This is a genomic window from Agromyces lapidis, assembly GCF_009749405.1.
Lineage (GTDB): Bacteria > Actinomycetota > Actinomycetes > Actinomycetales > Microbacteriaceae > Agromyces > Agromyces lapidis.
In genome coordinates this window covers 1-17,700 of sequence record NZ_WBIQ01000004.1, presented here as the reverse complement: position 1 = coordinate 17,700, position 17,700 = coordinate 1, and the positions used below count along the sequence as shown (strand labels likewise).

The window sequence follows — 17,700 nt, the reverse complement described above, 5'->3', positions numbered from 1 at the left end:
CCTCGACCCGGCGTCGGGGCATCCGGCCGTCGTCGCGCGACCCGGGGTTCAGTACTCCGAGGGCTTGGGCAGCACCGCCATCGTGCAGCGCGAGATGCACACGAGCCTGCCGTCCTCCTGCGTGATCCTGATCTCCCACACCTGGGTGGTGCGGCCGCGCGTCAACGGCGTCGCCTCGCCGTAGACCCAGCCCTCGGCGATGGGGCGCACATGGTTCGCGTTGATCTCCATGCCGACGCAGTAGAACTGCGCGGGGTCGACGGTGAAGGTCGCCCCCCAGCTCGCGAGCGTCTCGGCGAGGGCGACGGATGCCCCGCCGTGCAGCACTCCGCCGGGCTGGCGGGTGCGCTCGTCGACCGGCATACGGCCCTTGAGCGACGACTCGGTGACCTCGGTCATCTCGATGCCGAGCGCGCGGAGCGCGGTGCCTTCGCTGCGGGAGTTCGCCCACTCGACCTTGGGATCGCCGTGCCAGATGCTCATTCCACCGAGTCTGGCACCGGCACCCGGCCTCAGGCCAGTTCGGCGATGATCGGGTGGATGGCGTCGTCGAACGCCGAGGCATCCGATCGCAGCGTGTCGGTGACCGCGACGGTCATCGCGCCGATCCACCAGACCCCGATCCCGGAGAGCGGCAGCACCTCGACGTTGAGCTCGAAGGAGTGCGCCCGCCGCCCCACCTCGCGTTCGTGCTCGGCGATCGTGCCCGCGTACGCGCGATACGAGTTGCCGAGTCGTGCGGCCGAGACGCTGCGGTAGTTCTCGTGCGCCCATTCGGCCCAGGACCGGGCCGCCTCGGCGTGCGGCACGACCGCGGACGCGAGCACCTCAGCGCCCGAGGTCGGCAGTGCCACCTCGGTGTCGAAGGCGGGCACGAGTTCGAGCGGCACGGGCGAGGGATGGGCCTCGGGCTCGACGGTCATCGCCCACCAGGCGCGCCATTGGCGCTCGAGCAGGTCGTGCCGGTCGATCTCGAGCCGTTCGCCGACGGCGCCCACATCGCGCAGGCGCGGCAGCTCGACGGGGGAGGCGATCGCGAGCACCTCGCGCAGATAAAGGGCGAGCAGCACCGGGCGACTCGCGTTCTCGCGGATCACCCACGATGGTGTGGCCCCCGGTGCCATGATCGAATTCTACGCTCGCCCACCGGGCCGCGGCCCGGTGGGACGGGGCGACACGCCGTCGCCCGAGCACGGGTACCCTTGACGGGTGAGCGCGAACTCGTCATATGCCGCTGCCGGAGTCGACACCCGGGCGGGGGATCTCGCCGTCGAACTCATGAAGGAGGCGGTCGCCGCCACCCACGGGCCGAATGTGCTGGGCGGGGTGGGCGGATTCGCCGGCCTCTTCGACCTCTCCTTCGTCAAGGACTACGAGAAGCCGCTGCTCGCGACCTCGACCGACGGCGTCGGCACGAAGATCGCGATCGCCCAGGCGCTCGACAAGCACGACACCATCGGCCAGGACCTCGTGGGCATGGTCGTCGACGACATCGTCGTGGTCGGCGCGAAGCCGCTGTTCATGACCGACTACATCGCCTGCGGCAAGGTCGTGCCCGAGCGCATCGCCGCGATCGTCACCGGCATCGCCCGCGCGTGCGCCGAGACCGGCACCGCCCTCGTCGGCGGCGAGACCGCCGAGCACCCCGGCCTCATGGGCGTCGACGACTACGACGTCGCGGGCGCAGCCGTCGGCGTGGTCGAGGGCGACCGGCTGCTCGGCGCCGAGCGCGTGGCCGACGGCGACGTCGTCATCGCGATCGAGTCGAGCGGCCTGCACTCCAACGGCTTCTCGCTCGTGCGCCACATCCTGAACGCCGAGGGCATCGGCTACACCGACGCCTCGGTCGAGCTCGGCACGACCTGGGGCGAGGCCCTGCTCGAGCCGACCCGTCTCTACACCGGCCCGCTCGTGCAGCTGCTCGCCGGTGCGAACGGCACCGCGGTGCACTCGCTCTCGCACGTCACGGGCGGCGGTATCGCCGCGAACCTCGCCCGCGTGCTCCCGATCGGGTCGCGCGTCGAACTCGACCGCGCCACCTGGTCGCCGGCGCCCGTGTTCCGCGTGCTCAACGAGCTCGCCGGCACCACCCTCGAGTCGACCGAGGGCACCTGGAACCTCGGCATCGGCTTCTTTGCCGTCGTCGACGCCGCGGCCGCGCCCGCGATCATCGCCGAGCTCGAGACGCTCGGGCTTCCCGCATGGCAGGCCGGCACGGTCGCCTTCGGCGACTCGGCGACCGCCGCGGCCGACGGCTGGGAACAGGGCGCCAAGGGCGTCGACGGCGGCGCGGTGCGCCTGGTCGGGTCGTACGCGAGCTGAGCCGTCGCATGCGCGCACGGGTCTCGTTCGGCATCATCGGCACGACGGAGGTCGAGGTCGTGGCCGCGCTCGCTCCGCGCCTCGAGCGACTCGGCTTCGCGAGTCTGTGGGTGAACGACGTGCCCGGGGGCGACTCCCTCGCGCGGCTGAGGGCCGCCGCGACCGTCACCGAACGCCTGCACCTCGCCACGGGCATCATTCCGATCGACCGGAGGCCGGTGGCAACGCTCGATCTCGGCGGCATCCCTGCCGAGCGCACGGCCCTCGGCATCGGGTCGGGGCGCGCCGAGCGTCCCCTCGGCCTCATGCGCGAGGGTATCGACGAACTCCGGGGTCGCAGCGAGGCATCCATCGTGCTCGGCGCCCTCGGGCCGCGGATGCGCCGACTCGCCGCCGAACTCGCCGACGGCGTGCTGCTCAACTGGCTGACCCCCGCCGCCGCGTCGACTGCGACCGCCGAGCAGCGCGCCGCCGCCGCACTGGCCGGCCGCTCGCCCGACGACGGGCGCGTCGTGACCTACGTGCGCACCATCGCCGACGAGGCGGCCCGCCCGGCCCTCGAGATCGAGGCGCACCGCTACGAGCAGGTGCCCGCGTACGCCGCGAACTTCGCGAGGCTCGGTACCGGCGCGCTCGACGCCACCATCTCGACGTCCGCGCGGCTCGCCGACTACCTCGCCGACGGCGTCGCCGACGAGGTCGTGGTGCGCGCGATCACGCCGTCGAACTCACTCGCCGAACTCGAGCGGTTCGCGGAGACGACGGCCGGATGGCTCGACGACGCGGTCGCGGACGCACGCTTCAGCGAGGAGTGACGAGAGGGTCGATGAGGTGCGTCGGTGACCGTGACGGTGGCGACTACGCGCGCTGCTCGCGCTGTTCGTCGCCCGCGAGATAGGTGTCGTCGTCGTCGGCGTACTCCGCCCACTTCGACGCCTCATCGCTGTAATCGTCATGCTGCGAGCTCGTGAGCTCGCGCTCAAGCGCGTTGTAGTCGGTGTTCGGGCTGAAGTACTTCAGCTCCCGAGCGACCTTGGTGTGCTTGGCTTTCTGACGGCCGCGCCCCATGCGTGACCCCCTTACGACATCTGGCCGGGTGGGATTTGGTCTTCACCCGGCGCTCATCTGATAAATGAATTCGTCCAGCCGCCAGTTTAGCACCGGCGGATCGCACCCGACGGCGGTCTCCATAGTGCGGCCGAACGCGTTCAGCGGACATGCTGCGAGCACACAGCCAGACATGCTGAGATTGGGGTGTGAACACGAGCCCCGAACGCGTCAAGGTGGTCGTGATCGGGGCCGGTCAAGCCGGCCTCTCGGTCGCGTACTACCTTCGGCGCTTCGAGCTCGTCGCCGGACAGGATTTCGTCATGCTCGATCGCGCGCCCGGGCCCGGCGGCGCCTGGCAGCACCGCTGGTCGTCGCTCCGGCTCGGCACCGCGCACCGGGTGAACGACCTTCCGGGGCTCGCAGACCTCGGCCTCAGCTTCGACACCGCCGACCGCGCGCTCCCCGCGAAAGACGTCGTCGCCGACTACTACGGACGCTTCGAAGAGCACTTCGACCTGCAGGTGCGCCGACCGATGAACGTGCGCTCCGTCACGAACGAGGGGGTCGACCTCCTCGTGCGCTACGAAGACCTGAGCCCGCAGCCCGTCGAGGAGTTGAAGACCCGTGGCCTCTTCGGCCGACGGCGCAAGACCTTCGAGGCGCCGCAGACCGTCGAGGCACCGCAGCTCGAACTCTCGACCCAGTTCCTCGTCAACGCCACGGGCACGTGGGGCTCGCCGTTCGTGCCGTTCTACCCGGGCATGGGCGAGTTCGCCGGGCGCCACCTGCACACCTCCGACTTCAGCTCGGCAGAGGACTTCCGCGACCAGCACGTCGTCGTCGTCGGCGGCGGCACGAGCGCGATCGGGTTCATGCTCGAGCTCGAAGACGTCGCCGCGGGCCTCACCTGGGTGTCGCGTCGCCCCATCGACTGGATCGATCGCCAGGAGCTCGACCTCGAGGGCGCCTCGGCGGCCGTCGCGATGCAGGACGAGGCGGCGCGCTCGGGTCGGGCGCTGCCCTCGATCGTGAGCGGCACCGGTGTGCCGAAGAGCCGCCGCATCGCCGCCGGCATCGAGCGGGGGCTGCTCGTCGCCCGTCCGATGTTCGACCGCATCGAAGAGGACCGCATCGTCTGGGACGGCGAGCAGCAGGGCTCCGCCCGTGCCGATGCGATCATCTGGGCGACGGGATTCCGGCCCGAGCTGCGGCACCTCGCCCCGCTGAAGCTCCGCGAGAAGGCCGGCGGCGTGACCGTCGGGCAGGGCGCCGCGTGGAGCGATCCCCGCGTCTTCCTCGCGGGCTACGGGCCGCAGGCCTCGACGATCGGCGCGAGCCGGGCCGGCCGCATGATCGCCCGCCAGATCATGGCGATGCTGTAACGCGGGTCTCGCGACGTTCGCTACCCGAGCGGCGGGGCCGGCGGAGCCGACGGGGTGACGGCGTCGTACGACTCGCGCACGAGCTCGGCGAGCACCTCGAGGTCGACCTCGGCGAGGTCTTTCAGGTAGAGGCAGCCGACCCCGGTGGTGTGGGGTCCGAGACGCTCGAGCAGCTCGGGGCGTTCGGTCAGCCCCGGAACGAGGTAGACCGTCGAGGCCGTCTTGCGCGGTGAGAACGCCGCGGCCGGGGTCACGCCCTCGCGGCCGCTGTCGTACCGGTAGTGGTACTCGCCGAACCCGACGATCGAGGGCCCCCACATGTAGGCGGTCTCCCCGGTCACGCGCTCCATGAGGGCGAGCAGCGTCGCGGCATCCCGCCGTCGAACCCGATGCGTCACTCCGTCGAGGAACACCTCGACCGGGACATCCGTGCGCCCTGTCGCCATTCGTGCAGCCTACCGCCCGCGCTTCGTGCCGCTCTCGGCGAGCGGGCGGCGCGGCGCCGGCCGCCGGGGCTCGCCACGGCGATCCTGGCCCGGCAGCGGGCGCGAGCGACGCCCGTAGAGCAGGTCGGAGGAGTCGAGCAGCCACGGCACGAGCGCGACGGTGACGCCGTGCACGAGCATGAGCTTCTGCCGGATTCGACGGGCCTTGTGGTTGTGCAGGATGTTCTCCCACCAGTGGCCGACGATGTACTGCGGCATGTAGACCGTGATCACCTCGGAGCCGTGCTCCTCGCGGTGCTGCTTGATGTACTGGATCAGCGGATGGCTGAGATCGCGATACGGCGACGACAGGATGCGCAGCTTCACGTGGATGTTCATCTTCACCCACTCCTTCTTGAGCTGCTTCGTCTGCGCCTCGTCGATCGAGACGTGCACGGCCTCGAGGGAGTCGTGGCGTGCGGCGATCGCGTAGTCGAGCGCCTTCAGCGTCGGCTTCTGCATGCGGCCCACGAGCACGATGGCGTGGTCGCCCGTCGAGCCGAACGTCGTCGTGGGGTCGACCTCGATCTCGCGCTCGACGTCGCGGTAGTAGCGGTGCACGCCCATCATGAGGAAGAAGAGGATCGGCATGAGGACGAACACGATCCAGGCGCCGTGCGTGAACTTCGTGACCGTGACCACGATGAGCACGACCGCGGTCATCGCCGCACCGATCGCGTTGATCACGAGGGCGCGCACGATCGCGCCGCGGGTGAGGGGCTTCGTGCCCTCGGCCTGAGCCTGGGCGAGGGCCTTCGTGGACGGCTGGGCCTTGCCGCCGCGCGCGAGGAGCGATCGGTCGGGAGTGCGCAGCGCCCGCAGCCAGTGGCGCACCATGCCGGTCTGCCCCAGCGTGAACGACACGAACACCCCGATGATGTAGAGCTGGATGAGCACGGTCAGGTTCGCCCGGAACACGATGAGCACGACCGAGGCCGCAAGAGCGAGGATGAGCACGCCGTTCGAGTAGATCAAGCGGTCGCCGCGGGTCGAGAGCGACTTGGGTGCGTAGCCGTCGCGGGAGAGCACCGAGCCGAGCAGCGGGAAGCCGTTGAACGCGGTGTTCGCCGCGAGCAGCAGCACGAGCGCCGTCGCCGCCTGGATCACGTAGAAGAACAGGGTCGAGTCGCCGAAGGTGGCTGCCGCCACCTGGGCGATGAGGCTGCGCTGCGGTTCGGTGGCGCACTCCGCCCAGCCGATGAGGTGGCACGGATCCTCGGCGTAGTGCACCTGCGAGACGATCGCGAGCGCGGTGAGGCCGGCGAACAGCACGATCGCGATGCCGCCCATGAGCACGAGCGTGCGCTGGGCGTTGCGCACCTTCGGCACCCGGAAGGCAGGGACGCCGTTGGAGATCGCCTCGACGCCGGTGAGGGCGGAGCATCCGCTTGCGAAGGATCGCAGCAGGAGGAGGATCATCGCCGCCTGCGTCAGCTGCTCGGCCTGCACCTCGAAGCCGGCCGACTCGGCGACCGGCGGATCGCCGAGCAGGGTGCGGCCGAGCCCGACGACCACCATGACGAACACGCTGCCGATGAACAGGTAGGTCGGCACCGCGAACGCCTTCGACGATTCGGAGACGCCCCGCAGGTTGATCGCCGCGAGGATCACGACGAACAGCACCGCGAGCTCGACGCGGAACGGGTTCAGCTCGGGGAACGCGGAGATGATGTTGTCGACGCCGGAGGCCACCGACACGACGACCGTCATGACGTAGTCGACGAGGAGCGCGGAGGCGACCACGAGGCCGGCCTTCTCGCCGAGGTTGCGGTGCGCCACCTCGTAGTCGCCGCCGCCCGAGGGATAGGCGCGGATCAGCTGGCGGTAGCTCGCGACGACCGTCACGAGCAGCACGACGACCGCGAGCGCCACCCAGGGGGCGAAGCTCAGGAAGGCGAGGCCGCCGACCATCAGGATCATGAGCAGCTCCTGCGGGGCGTACGCCACCGAGGAGAGGGGGTCGCTAGCGAAGATCGGCAGCGCCAGGTGCTTCGGAAGCAGCTGCCCCTCGAGCTTCTCGGTGGGCAGCGGGTCGCCGATGATCCAGTGCTTCGGCGACTTCAATTCTGCAGGCGGTTCGCCCGCGTCGTTCATCACGGCGGATGACACTGCTCCTGCACGGGCCCATGTCAAGGCGGACTTGCTACAGTTGAGGCGCTCTGCCCTGAACACCGACCACTGGGAGCCCGACGTGAACCGTGCGACGCAGCTCGCGCGCGGCGCTGCGACGGCCTCGGTCGCGTTGTTCCTCGCGGCGTTCTCGCACGGCGTCGCCGGTGGCGAGGCGCCCGGCGGGGTCGGACTCGCGCTCGCCGGCATCGTGGCGCTCGGCGCCTCGGTCGCGTTCGTCGGCCGGCGAACCTCGCCCGTCCGCACCGCACTCGCCGTGCTCGTGAGCCAGGGCGCGTTCCATCTGCTCTTCGGGGTGGGCGCCGGGCCGAGCACGGGACAGTTCGTCGTGAGCGGCCACGGGCACCACGGCACGGTCTCGTTCGTCGACGCAAGCGGCGCGGCCGCCTCGTCGGCGCATGCGGGGCACGGCGAGACGGCGATGCTCGCCGGGCACGTGCTCGCCGCCGCGCTCACGATCGTGTACCTCCTCGTCATCGAGCGCGTCACCTGGTCGGCGCTCGCCGCCGCGACGCGACGCTTCGTGCTCGTGCTCAGCGGCCGGGCGGGCGAGCCGGTTCCGGTCGTCGCCCCCCTCCGCCTCCTCGGGCTCGACGCCCAGGTGCCGCCGCGACTGCGCTCGCGCCTCCGCTTCGCCGCACTCCGCTACCGCGGCCCGCCCGCGCTTCTCGCCTTCGCCTGACCCTCCGCCGTTCGGCGGAACATCACGAAGCCTCCGGATGCCTCGCGCCCACGCGGCGCGGTACGGCACGCCGTCCGTCCGGAGCACGAGGAGAGAGACTCCCGAATGAACCAGCGCATCACCGCCGCGACCGCCGCGGCCCCCGCCACCCGCCTCCGCGCCGCCCTCGTCGCGGCCGCCGCCATCACCTTCGCCGCGGCGCTCGCACTCACCGGCGGCACCGCCGCCCAGGCCCACGACGAGCTCCTCGGCTCGAGCCCCGAGCCGGGCCAGGTGTTCGACACCGCACCGACCGAGATCTCGCTCGAGTTCTCGAACGACATCATCGAGGTCGGCACCGCCGTCGTCGTGGTCGACCACCACGGCGAGGAGATCGAGGTCGGCGACCCCGTCATCGCGGGCGCGACCGTCACCGCGAGCCTGCCGACCGACCTCTCGGGCGAGTACCAGGCGCGATGGCGCGCCGTGTCGAGCGACGGCCACCCCATCGAGGGCACGATCGACTTCGGCGTGGGCGCCGACGCGACCGGCACCTGGGCCGAGGGGGCCCCGCACGACGACGCCGCGAGCGACGAGGCCGACGGCGACCACGCCGACGGCGAGCACGCCGACGCCGACGGCGACCACGCCGAGGACACCGCGGCGAGCGGCCCCGACGGCTGGGCCGTCGCCGGATTCGTGGTCGGCGGACTCGGGGTCATCGCACTCATCGTCGCCGTCATCGTGAACGCGCGCCGGAAGAGCGCCGGTCCCGGCGTGGGCAAGGGTCCGGATGCCGGCAACGGTTCCGACGCCGGCAACGGCCCGACCGCCTGAGCGCGAGGACACGATCATGCAGCGACACACCGCGATCACCCCTGCCCTCGGGGCGGCCCTCGCCGCCCTCCTGCTCCTCTCGGGATGCGCCGGCACCGCCGACGCCGCCGGGGGAGAGACCGCCGCACCGACCGCCGCAGCCGAGGCCGCGGCATCCATCACTGTCGAGGAGGCGTGGGTCAAGGCCGCCGATGACGGTATGACCGCGCTCTTCGGCGACCTCGTGAACGAGGGCGCCGACGTCACCCTCGTCGGCGCCGCGACCGACGCCGCCGAGATGGCCGAACTGCACGAGACCGTCGAGACCGACGGCACCATGCAGATGCGCCAGAAGGAGGGCGGCTTCGAGCTCGCCGCGGGCGAGACCTTCTCGCTCGAGCCGGGCGCGAACCACGTCATGCTCATGGGCCTCGCGGGTCCGCTGCAGGCGGGCGACGAGGTCACGGTCACCCTCGAGTTCGGCGACGGCTCGACGCTCGACGTCGTCGCACCCGTGAAGGACTACGCGGGCGCCAACGAGCAGTACGACGACGGGCACGAGGCGCACTGATGGCCCGCGAACCCGGCGGTTCCGGGTTCTCGCGGCGGCAGCTCCTGCTCGGAGGTGCCGCCGCGGCCGGAGCCGGTGCGGCGAGCGTGCTCGGGGCGCAGGCGATCGGCGGGGCGCTCGCGGGTGGCGCGAACGCCGCCGCCTCGGCTGCGGCCGAGGCGGCCGCGGCCGCGGCCCGCGAGACCGCCGTCGGCGAGGCGATCGTGCCGTACCACGGTGCCCGCCAGGCCGGCATCGAGACACCGCCGCAGGCGTACGCGCGCTACATCGCGCTCGACCTCGCCCCCGAGGTCGACGCCGCGGCGATCCGCCGCATGCTGCGGGTGCTGAGCGACGACGCCGCGCGTATCACGCAGGGGCGCGCTCCGCTCGCCGACACCGAACCCGAGCTCGCGCTCATGCCCGCCCGCCTCACCGTCACCTTCGGCTTCGGCCAGGGGCTCGTCGAGCGGGCCGGGGGTACGGCGCCCACGTGGCTGCGGCCGCTGCCCGCGTTCGGCATCGACCGGCTGCGACCCGAGTGGAACGGCGGCGACCTGCTGCTGCACCTCGGCGCCGACGACCCCGTGACCGTCGCCCACGCCGCCCGCATGCTGCTGAAGGACGCGCGCTCGTTCGCGAGCGTGCGCTGGTCGCAGCAGGGCTTCCGTCGGGCGGCGGGCGCCGAGGCATCCGGTTCGACGATGCGCAACCTGTTCGGACAGCTCGACGGCACCGTCAACCCGGCGCCCGGCACCGCCGACTTCGACGAGCTCGTCTGGCATGCGGGCGACCCTGCCTGGCTCGCCGGCGGCACCTCGATGGTGCTGCGCCGCATCGCGATGGATCTCGACGGCTGGGACCGCGTCGACCGGCCCGGCCGCGAGGCCGCGGTCGGCCGCAAGCTCGGCAGCGGTGCACCGCTCACCGGCGAACGCGAGCACGACGAGCCCGACTTCGAGGCGCTGACCCCGGTCGGCTTTCCCGTGATCGGCGACTTCTCGCACCTGCGCCGCTCGCGCAGCGAGGTGCCGGGCGAGCGCATCTTCCGGCGAGGGTACAACTACGACGAGTCGCCCGCCGACGGCGGGATCTCGGACGCCGGGTTGCTGTTCGCCTCGTACCAGGCCGACGTCGACCGGCAGTTCGTGCCCATCCAGCGCCGGCTCGACGAGCTCGACCTGCTCAACGAGTGGACCACGCCCATCGGCTCGGCGGTGTTCGCGATCCCGCCGGGCTGCGCCGAGGGCGGGTACGTCGGCGAGACGCTCGTCTGACGAGCGAGGCGGGTGGATGCCACGGCGCGCGCGCCGCTGCTCGTGCAGGAGAATTGCACTGGAATGCTCTGTCAGGCAGTGATGGGGCCCAATCTCCTGCACGAGCAGCGGCAGCATGCCCGCGACGATCAGCGGAACGCGAGGTACGCGGCCGCCGCCGCCCCGATGCCGAGCACGAGGGTCACGGCGACGTTCAGCACCGCTGCCCGCCAGCGGCCGCCCGTGGCGAGTTCGACCGTCTCGACGCTCCAGGTGCTGAACGTCGTGAGGCCGCCGCAGAACCCGGTGACGAGCACGAGTCGCAGGTCGCCGTCGAGCGCCGCCCGCTCGGCGAGGCCGATGAGAGCCCCCGCGACCCCCGATCCGATGACGTTCACGATGAGGATGCCTCCCGGCAGGTGCCCTGGGCGCACCGGCAACGCCCGCGACAGCAGGTAGCGCAGCAGCGCCCCGACGGCGCCCGCACCGAGCACCGCCGCGATGACCAGCGGATTCAGTGCGCCGCTCACAGCGTGGACCCCGCATCGCTGACCTCGCGCGGCATCGGGCGGTGCGCAAGCCGCGAACCGAGTTTCAGGCCGAGCGCCGCGAGCAGCAGGCCGCCCGCCACCGACACGAGCAGGTAGAGGGCGCCGAGCCAGATCTCGCCCTCGCGGGTCAGCACGACGAGTGATGCCATCATCGCCGAAAGGGTGGTGAACGAGCCGAGCAGCCCCGAGCCGAGCCCGGCCCTGAGCCACGCCGGGGTGGCCGGCCTCGTCCACAGCCCGCCGACGAGCCAGCCGAGTGCGAGCGTGCCGACGAGGTTCACGAGGAGCGTCTCGACCGGGAACTCGGCATCGCCGTGGGGGAACGCGAGATCGAACGCGAGCCTGAGGCCCGTGCCTGCGATGCCGCCGACCGCGACGGCGACGAGCGTCAGGGCGGTGGAGGAGCGCACGACTCGAGGTTACGCCTCGCCGTCGTCGCCGGGCGGCGGCACCGGGGCGTGTGCGAGCTCGGCGACCCAGTCGTTCGTTCGGAGCACTCCGCCGCGGACCCAGTCCATGAGCTCGGGCGTGTTCGCGCGGCGCAGGAGATCGAGGTCGCCCTCCGACCACGGGTGCAGCTCGACCGCGTCCATGCGCACATCGAATCACCGCCCGCCGACAGCGGCAAGGCCGCCGCGCCGCCGCGCCTCAGGGGCGCGTGAGGGTGGCGAGCACGTCGGCGTGCACCTGGGCGAGGCGGGCCTTCAGCAGGGTGACCGTCTCCTGCGGCACGAGTCCGCGGTGCGCCTGCGTGCGCAATTCGGTGCGCAGGCGCTGGCGGAATTCATTCAGCACGAGATCGGCCTCGTGCACGGCCCGCGTCGACTCGACCCGGGCGTCGACGCCGGCGCGCGAGCCGTCGGCGTCGCCGACGGTGGTCGTCGAGCCCGCACCGGCGTCGGATGCGCCGCCCGCCGCGGAGGCCGTCGCGGTGTTCGCGGCGCGCTTGGCCTCGCGGGCGGCGCTCGCGAGCTCTGCGCGCAGCGAGCGCATCGCGTCGTTGACCTCGGCGCGCACGCCCTCGGCGAGGCGTCGCACCGAGTCGGTGACCTCGTCTTCGATGGCGTCGAGCTCGTGCCGGCGGGCGTCGAGCTCGGTGCGGCCGGCGTCGGTGATCTCGTACACGGTCTTGCGGCCGTCGCTCGACTTGGTGACGAGCCCCTCCTCCTCGAGTTTCGAGAGCCGTGGGTAGATCGTGCCGGCGCTCGGCGAGTACGTGCCGCCGAAGCGGTCGGAGAGCGCCTGGATCAGCTCGTAGCCGTGTCGCGGACGCTCTTCGAGCAGCGCGAGCAGGTAGAGGCGCAGGCTGCCGTGGGCGAAGACGGGCGGGGTCATGCGGATGCCTCGTCGCCCGACTCGCTCGACGACCCGGCGCCGCCCGGGGCGGTGCCGGCGGAGGCCGTGGATGCCGTGGAGCCGGCGGCCGGCTGCGCGGCGGGTTCGCGGCGGATCACCGAGATCGAACCCGAGACGCTGTTCGCGCCGAGGTCGAGCCAGCGGCCCGCGAGCTCGCCGGTGACCCGCTCGAAGCCCTTGCCGAGCACGCCCTTGATGGTGGTGTCGTCGATGAGCACGGTGCCCCCGACGGTGTTGACCCGGTAGCGGGCTCCGCTGCCGCCCTCGAAGCGCACGGTGAGGTCGCCCGCGACCGTGTTGGTGTCGATGCGGTCGGGGGTGCCGAACGCGTCGAGCATCATGTTGCCCGAGACGGTGTCGACGTTGAACGATCGCACGTCGCCCGTCGCGACGAGGTCGCCCGAGACCGTGTGGCCGGTGATGCGGCCTGTGTGGTTGCCGGCCGAGATCTCGCCCGAGACGCTCGAGAGTTCGACGTCGCCCTCGTGGTTGTCGAGCACGAGCTCGCCCGAGACGGTGCTGAGCTTGGCGTCGGTCGTGAAGCCCGAGACGAGCGCATCGCCCGACACGACGCCGAGCTTCAGCGCGACGTCGCGCGGCGCGAGGATCGAGACCTGCGCCTTGGCGTTGCCGGCCCAGCCCTTGAACGCCTCGATGAAGTTATCCCAGCGGAGCTGCGGGTGGTCGATCTCGAGCGCGTCGCCGTCGATCCTCACGAGCAGGTCCTTGCCGGTGACGCCTGTGATCTCGATGCGGGCACCGGGCTCGTCGTGCGCGATGAGGTCGACCTTGCCGCCGATGAGGCCGACCTTGAGCTTGCGCACGAGCTCGAGGTCGATGACCCGGGACTGGCCGGGGGTGATGACCCACTTCTCGATCGTCATGTCGTACTGCTCCTTCGTGTCCGAGGGGATGCCGCGGCATCCGACCCTCTGAAATCTCTGTATCGCGATATATCGCGTTCGCGACAATGTCACGATATATCGCGTTTGAGCGAGATGCAAGCCGTGATGGGATGCTTCGCGCTTGACATTGACGCAGCGTCAAGTTCTAGCGTGGTGACCACGAGAGAGAGGAGGCTGCGATGGACTGGTCGATCCAGGAGATCGCGAAGCTCGCCGGTACGACGAGCCGAACTCTGCGTCACTACGACGAGCTCGGCCTGCTCGCGCCGAGCCGCATCGCGGCGAACGGGTACCGCCACTACGACGAGCGCGCGCTCGTGCGGCTGCAGCGAATCCTGCTGCTGCGCGAGCTCGGGCTCGGGCTGCCCGCCATCGGCGAGGTGCTCGCGGGCGACGCCCCCGAGGCGCGCGCCCTGACGGCCCATCTCGGCTGGCTCCGCCAGGAGCAGAGCCGGCTGGCGCGGCAGATCGCGTCGGTCGAGACGACCATCGAGAGACTGGAAGGAGGTGAACGACTCATGGCAGAAGAGATGTTCGACGGCTTCGACCACACCCGCTACAAGGAGGAGGTCGAGGAGCGTTGGGGCAAGGAGGCCTACGCGTCCGGCGACCGCTGGTGGCGCGGCCTCGGCGAGGCCGGCCAGCGCGAGTGGAAGGCTCGGGTGGCTGAACTCAACCGAGACTGGATCGCGGCCGCCGAGTCGGGCGTCGCGCCCGACGGGCCCGAGGCGCAGGCGCTCGCGAAGCGCCACGTCGAGTGGCTGACCGCGGTGCCCGGCACGCCGGCGGCGGTGCCCGGCGGCGATGTCAAGGCGTACGTCGTCGGTCTCGGCGAGATGTACGTCGCCGACCCGCGCTTCGGCGCGAACTACGGCGGCGCCGGGGGAGCCGAGTTCGTGCGCGACGCGCTGCGCGCGTACGCCGAGCGCGAGCTCTGATCGCTCCGGGGGTCGTTCTCGGCCAGTCGTTCGGCATTCTGCCGATGCAGACGTCCGAAAACGACCCCCGGAACGGTGTGGTCGCTGCGGCCTCCGAGGTGTCCCGGCCTCGGAGGCTGCAGCCGTCTAGTTCGCCGCAGCCGGCTCCACGGCGGGGCTGGCGGCGGTGCCCGTGCCGACGGTGCCGACCCGTGGCGTCCGGGTCTTCTCGGGCACCCGGAAGAACGGCAGCGTGAAGCCGCAGAGCGGGCCGATGAGCAGCGCGAACGCGAGGGTGCCGAAGCCGACGTCGCCGCCCAGCACCCAGCCGATCGCGAGCACCGAGACCTCGACGATCGTGCGGCCGACCCAGATCGGCCAGCCGGTGCGCGCGTGGATACCCGTCATGAGGCCGTCGCGCGGGCCGGGCCCGAAGCGGCTGCCGATGTAGAGCCCGCTCGCGACGGCGAGCAGCAGCAGGCCGCCGGTGAACAGCAGGATCTGCTGCCAGAGCTCGGGCGGCGTCTGGATGAACCAGAGCCCGAGCTCGATGCTCGGCCCGATCAGCAGGATGTTGAGCACCGTGCCGATGCCGGGCTTCTGCCGCAGGGGAATCCAGAGCAGGAGGACCGCGAGGCCGATGAGGTTCGTGAGCCAGCCGATGCCGATGCCCGTGAGGTTCGAGAGGCCCTGGGCGAAGACGGTCCACGGGTCGACGCCGAGGGCCGCGCGGATGAGCATCGCGTCGGCGATGCCGTAGAGCACGAGCCCGATGAGCAATTGGGGGATACGGCGGAGCATAGAGACATCCAATTTCAGGATTGGCCTGTAATCAAGTAGCCAATTCAACTAAAGTGGCTTGCATGACGGATGCCACGCTCAGCGCCCGTGCGCTCGAGAACCTCCTCGGCGACTGGCGCGGCGCTGCGCGCGGCGCCGTCTATCTCGCACTCGCCGAGCGGGTGCGCCTGCTCATCCTCGACGGACGGGTGAGCGTCGAGACGCGCCTGCCCGCCGAGCGCGAGCTGGCCGATCGGCTCGGCCTCAGCCGAACCACCGTCACCGCCGCCTATCGGCATCTGCGCGAGCAGGGCCTGCTCAGAAGCCTTCGCGGTTCGGGCAGCGTGGCCCGCCTGCCGGGGGCGCCGGCCGCTATGCCGGCGCCGCCCGCCTCGCTCCAGCTCGACCTCTCGAAGGCGGCCCCTGCCGCGCTGCCCTGGCTCGCCGAGGTCGCCCGCGAGGCCGCCGACGAGTTGCCCGCCCACCTCGGCGACTCTGGCTTCGACCCCATCGGCACCCCGGCCCTGCGCCAGGCGATCGCCGATCGCTACGCCCTCCGCGGCCTGCCGACCTCGCCCGATCAGATCATGGTGACGATCGGCGCGCAGCACGCGATCGCGCTGCTCTCACGCGTGCTCGTGGGTCGCGGCGATCGCGCGGTCATCGAGGCGCCGACCTACCCGCACGCCTACGAGGCGCTGCGCGTCGCGGGTGCCCGTCTCGTGACCGTGCCGGTCAGCCCGCACGACGCGATCGCCGCGCTGACCTCCTCCGACGACGAGGTCGAGGCGCTCGAACGGGCCTTCGCCCGCGCCAACCCCTCGGCGGCGTACCTCATGCCCGACTTCCAGAACCCGACGGGTCGCAGCCTCGACGAGTCGGGTCGCGAGCGGGTGCTCGACGCGGCCGCGCGGCAGGGCACGGTGATCATCGCCGACGAGACGACGGCCGAACTCGACATCGACCGTGCGTTCGAGCCGCTGCCGCTCGCCGCGTACGGTCCGCCCGGCACCGCCGTGCTCATCGGCTCGGTCGGCAAGACCGTGTGGGGCGGCGTCAGGATCGGGTGGATCCGCGCCGAGCCGACGCTCATCCGCAAGCTCGTCGCCGTGCGCGCTCCTGGCGACCTCGGAACGCCCATCCTCGAGCAGCTCCTCGTCACCCGGCTGATGCCGCGGATGGACGAGATCCTCGCGCTCCGTCGCGCCGAGCTGCGGGCCGGTCGCGACCGGCTCGAGGAGCTCATCGCGGAGGCGTTCCCCGAGTGGCACGTGCCCCACGTCGACGGGGGCATCGCGACCTGGATCGGCATCGGCGCGCCCGTGAGCTCGCAGCTCGCGCTCGCCGCCCGGTCGCAGGGGCTGCTCATCGCCGCCGGCCCGCGGTTCGGCATCGACGGCGCCTTCGAGCGCTTCCTGCGCCTGCCGATCTGCCAGCCGGTCGCCGAGACCGAAGCGGCGGTGCAGGCGCTGCGGGTGGCCTGGGAGTCGATGGCGGGGATGCCCGCGGTCGACGTCGGCCTGCTGCCCGCCGTCGTGTAGCCGCCGTCGGGAACGCCGCTCGCGGCGTTCGCCGAGTTCCGGCGTTCGCCGGTTCGCGGCGCGCGAGTGCGGGGCGGCGGACGACTGCGCTCGCCCGCCGCCCCGACCGGCCGCGCCTGGGATGCGCGGCCTCACCGTGCCGCACGGGTCTGCGGCACGGGGTCCGGTTCGACCAGCTCGACCCGCTGAGCAGGTCGGGCCCCGGCGCCGGTAGGGCGGCGCCGGGATTCCCGGCTATCGGCGCATCGCGAACCGTCGGAATCCGACGAGCACGAGACCGCCGACGAGGGCGAGCGCGGCCAGGCCGAGGGCCGAGACGTCGGCCCCCGTCGAGGCGAGCGACGCGTCCTCGGCGACGACCGCCGTAGCGCCGTCCGAGGCGACGGTGGAGCCGTTGCCGTTGCCGTTGCCGTTGTCACTCGGGTCGGTGGGGTTCACCGGGTCGACCGGGTCCGTCGGGTCGACCGGGTCCGTCGGGTCCACGGGGTCGATCGGGTCCGTCGGGTCGACCGGGTCCGTCGGGTCCACGGGGTCCGTCGGACCGACGGGGTCCACCGGGTCCACCGGGTCGACGATCGTCGTCGACCCGCCGGTCTCGCTGTCGCCGATGACCGAGATCGCGTTGCCGCCGATCGTGATCGGCAGAGACAGTTCAGGCAGCAGCTGTGTTCCCCCGAGCAGCCCGCCGTCGCCATCCGTCGTCGCGGAACCGCCCCCGGTTCCGGGCTGCACGACCGTCTCGGCGTCGGTCGACGTGGAGTCGCCGATGCCCGAGATGGCGTTGCCGCCGAGCGTGATCGGCAGAGACAGTTCAGGCAGCAGCTGTGTTCCCCCGAGCAGCCCGCCATCGCCATCCGTCGTCGCGGAACCACCCCCGGTTCCGGGCTGCACGACCGTCTCGGCGTCGGTCGACGTGGAGTCGCCGATGCCCGAGATGGCGTTGCCGCCGAGCGTGATCGGCAGCCCGAGCTCGGGCAGCAGCTGCGTGCCGCCGAGGA

The 17,700-nt window shown here is 71.9% G+C and carries 20 protein-coding genes and 1 pseudogene; 9 read left to right on the top strand and 12 right to left on the bottom strand.

All coding sequences use genetic code 11. The features are described from left to right. Positions 1 to 48: 48 nt before the first annotated feature. On the bottom strand, positions 49 to 483 hold the full coding sequence (locus GQQ93_RS06650) for a PaaI family thioesterase (RefSeq protein ID WP_157423461.1): 435 nt from the start codon (positions 481 to 483) through the stop codon (positions 49 to 51). 29 nt (positions 484 to 512) lie between these two features. Beyond that, positions 513 to 1,124: a zinc-binding alcohol dehydrogenase gene (locus tag GQQ93_RS06645; protein ID WP_157423460.1), complete on the bottom strand. Its 612-nt coding sequence runs from the start codon at positions 1,122 to 1,124 to the stop codon at positions 513 to 515. Between the two features lie 85 nt (positions 1,125 to 1,209). Between GQQ93_RS06645 and purM the strand changes: the two genes are divergently transcribed. Then, on the top strand, positions 1,210 to 2,322 hold the full coding sequence (gene purM, locus GQQ93_RS06640) for a phosphoribosylformylglycinamidine cyclo-ligase (protein ID WP_157423459.1): 1,113 nt from the start codon (positions 1,210 to 1,212) through the stop codon (positions 2,320 to 2,322). Positions 2,323 to 2,330: 8 nt separating this feature from the next. Then, the gene (locus tag GQQ93_RS06635) at positions 2,331 to 3,137 is read left to right on the top strand and encodes an LLM class flavin-dependent oxidoreductase (RefSeq protein WP_157423458.1); all 807 of its coding nucleotides are present in this window, start codon (positions 2,331 to 2,333) and stop codon (positions 3,135 to 3,137) included. A 43-nt stretch (positions 3,138 to 3,180) separates the two neighbouring features. Here GQQ93_RS06635 and GQQ93_RS06630 read toward each other — a convergent pair whose 3' ends face one another. Then, positions 3,181 to 3,390: a DUF3073 domain-containing protein gene (locus tag GQQ93_RS06630; protein ID WP_157423457.1), complete on the bottom strand. Its 210-nt coding sequence runs from the start codon at positions 3,388 to 3,390 to the stop codon at positions 3,181 to 3,183. A 188-nt stretch (positions 3,391 to 3,578) separates the two neighbouring features. Here GQQ93_RS06630 and GQQ93_RS06625 point away from each other — a divergent pair, with 188 nt between their 5' ends. Next, a complete protein-coding gene (locus GQQ93_RS06625; RefSeq protein ID WP_157423456.1) occupies positions 3,579 to 4,754 on the top strand; it encodes an FAD-dependent oxidoreductase in 1,176 nt (391 codons plus the stop codon). Positions 4,755 to 4,774: 20 nt separating this feature from the next. Here GQQ93_RS06625 and GQQ93_RS06620 read toward each other — a convergent pair whose 3' ends face one another. Both GQQ93_RS06620 and GQQ93_RS06615 read right to left on the bottom strand, forming a co-directional pair. Beyond that, positions 4,775 to 5,200 carry a DUF1801 domain-containing protein gene (locus GQQ93_RS06620; RefSeq protein ID WP_157423455.1) on the bottom strand — a complete coding sequence of 142 codons (426 nt, stop codon included), beginning with the start codon at positions 5,198 to 5,200 and terminating at the stop codon, positions 4,775 to 4,777. A 9-nt stretch (positions 5,201 to 5,209) separates the two neighbouring features. Next, entirely contained in the window at positions 5,210 to 7,333 is a 2,124-nt protein-coding gene (locus GQQ93_RS06615) for an APC family permease (protein WP_157423516.1), read from the bottom strand. 97 nt (positions 7,334 to 7,430) lie between these two features. Here GQQ93_RS06615 and GQQ93_RS06610 point away from each other — a divergent pair, with 97 nt between their 5' ends. From GQQ93_RS06610 to GQQ93_RS06595, 4 genes are all read left to right on the top strand, one after another. Next, complete coding sequence (locus GQQ93_RS06610; RefSeq protein WP_157423454.1) at positions 7,431 to 8,051, top strand: hypothetical protein; 621 nt, start codon at positions 7,431 to 7,433, stop codon at positions 8,049 to 8,051. 105 nt (positions 8,052 to 8,156) lie between these two features. After that, a complete protein-coding gene (locus GQQ93_RS06605; protein ID WP_157423453.1) occupies positions 8,157 to 8,867 on the top strand; it encodes a copper resistance CopC family protein in 711 nt (236 codons plus the stop codon). Positions 8,868 to 8,883: 16 nt separating this feature from the next. Then, positions 8,884 to 9,417, top strand: a complete 534-nt coding sequence (locus GQQ93_RS06600; RefSeq protein ID WP_157423452.1) for a copper chaperone PCu(A)C — start codon at positions 8,884 to 8,886, stop codon at positions 9,415 to 9,417. Beyond that, on the top strand, positions 9,417 to 10,673 hold the full coding sequence (locus GQQ93_RS06595) for a Dyp-type peroxidase (protein WP_157423451.1): 1,257 nt from the start codon (positions 9,417 to 9,419) through the stop codon (positions 10,671 to 10,673). The genes GQQ93_RS06600 and GQQ93_RS06595 overlap by 1 nt, the downstream gene beginning before the upstream one ends. A gap of 128 nt (positions 10,674 to 10,801) precedes the next feature. On the opposite strand, the gene crcB is transcribed toward GQQ93_RS06595, so the two are convergent. Genes crcB through GQQ93_RS06570 form a run of 5 tightly spaced genes read right to left on the bottom strand, consistent with a single transcriptional unit; the run spans position 10,802 to position 13,443 of the window. Then, the gene (gene crcB / locus GQQ93_RS06590; protein WP_246192151.1) at positions 10,802 to 11,182 is read right to left on the bottom strand and encodes a fluoride efflux transporter CrcB; all 381 of its coding nucleotides are present in this window, start codon (positions 11,180 to 11,182) and stop codon (positions 10,802 to 10,804) included. Then, positions 11,179 to 11,613, bottom strand: coding sequence for a fluoride efflux transporter FluC (locus tag GQQ93_RS06585; protein WP_246192149.1), 435 nt, complete (start codon positions 11,611 to 11,613; stop codon positions 11,179 to 11,181). Before GQQ93_RS06585 ends, crcB begins: the two co-directional genes overlap by 4 nt. Before the next feature lie 9 nt (positions 11,614 to 11,622). After that, positions 11,623 to 11,796: a hypothetical protein gene (locus tag GQQ93_RS06580; RefSeq protein ID WP_157423450.1), complete on the bottom strand. Its 174-nt coding sequence runs from the start codon at positions 11,794 to 11,796 to the stop codon at positions 11,623 to 11,625. A 55-nt stretch (positions 11,797 to 11,851) separates the two neighbouring features. Beyond that, positions 11,852 to 12,538 (bottom strand): PadR family transcriptional regulator, encoded by a 687-nt coding sequence (locus tag GQQ93_RS06575; protein ID WP_157423449.1) that lies wholly within the window; start codon positions 12,536 to 12,538, stop codon positions 11,852 to 11,854. Further along, on the bottom strand, positions 12,535 to 13,443 hold the full coding sequence (locus GQQ93_RS06570; RefSeq protein ID WP_246192147.1) for a DUF4097 family beta strand repeat-containing protein: 909 nt from the start codon (positions 13,441 to 13,443) through the stop codon (positions 12,535 to 12,537). The genes GQQ93_RS06575 and GQQ93_RS06570 overlap by 4 nt, the downstream gene beginning before the upstream one ends. A gap of 200 nt (positions 13,444 to 13,643) precedes the next feature. On the opposite strand from GQQ93_RS06570, the gene GQQ93_RS06565 reads away from it, so the two are divergent. Beyond that, positions 13,644 to 14,402, top strand: coding sequence for a MerR family transcriptional regulator (locus GQQ93_RS06565; RefSeq protein WP_157423448.1), 759 nt, complete (start codon positions 13,644 to 13,646; stop codon positions 14,400 to 14,402). Positions 14,403 to 14,528: 126 nt separating this feature from the next. Here GQQ93_RS06565 and yczE read toward each other — a convergent pair whose 3' ends face one another. Beyond that, positions 14,529 to 15,182 carry a membrane protein YczE gene (gene yczE, locus GQQ93_RS06560; protein WP_246192145.1) on the bottom strand — a complete coding sequence of 218 codons (654 nt, stop codon included), beginning with the start codon at positions 15,180 to 15,182 and terminating at the stop codon, positions 14,529 to 14,531. A gap of 62 nt (positions 15,183 to 15,244) precedes the next feature. Between yczE and yczR the strand changes: the two genes are divergently transcribed. Next, the gene (gene yczR / locus GQQ93_RS06555; RefSeq protein ID WP_157423447.1) at positions 15,245 to 16,702 is read left to right on the top strand and encodes a MocR-like transcription factor YczR; all 1,458 of its coding nucleotides are present in this window, start codon (positions 15,245 to 15,247) and stop codon (positions 16,700 to 16,702) included. A gap of 234 nt (positions 16,703 to 16,936) precedes the next feature. Here yczR and GQQ93_RS18055 read toward each other — a convergent pair. Further along, positions 16,937 to 17,700 (bottom strand): annotated as a pseudogene (locus tag GQQ93_RS18055) (hypothetical protein); the annotation flags it as partial.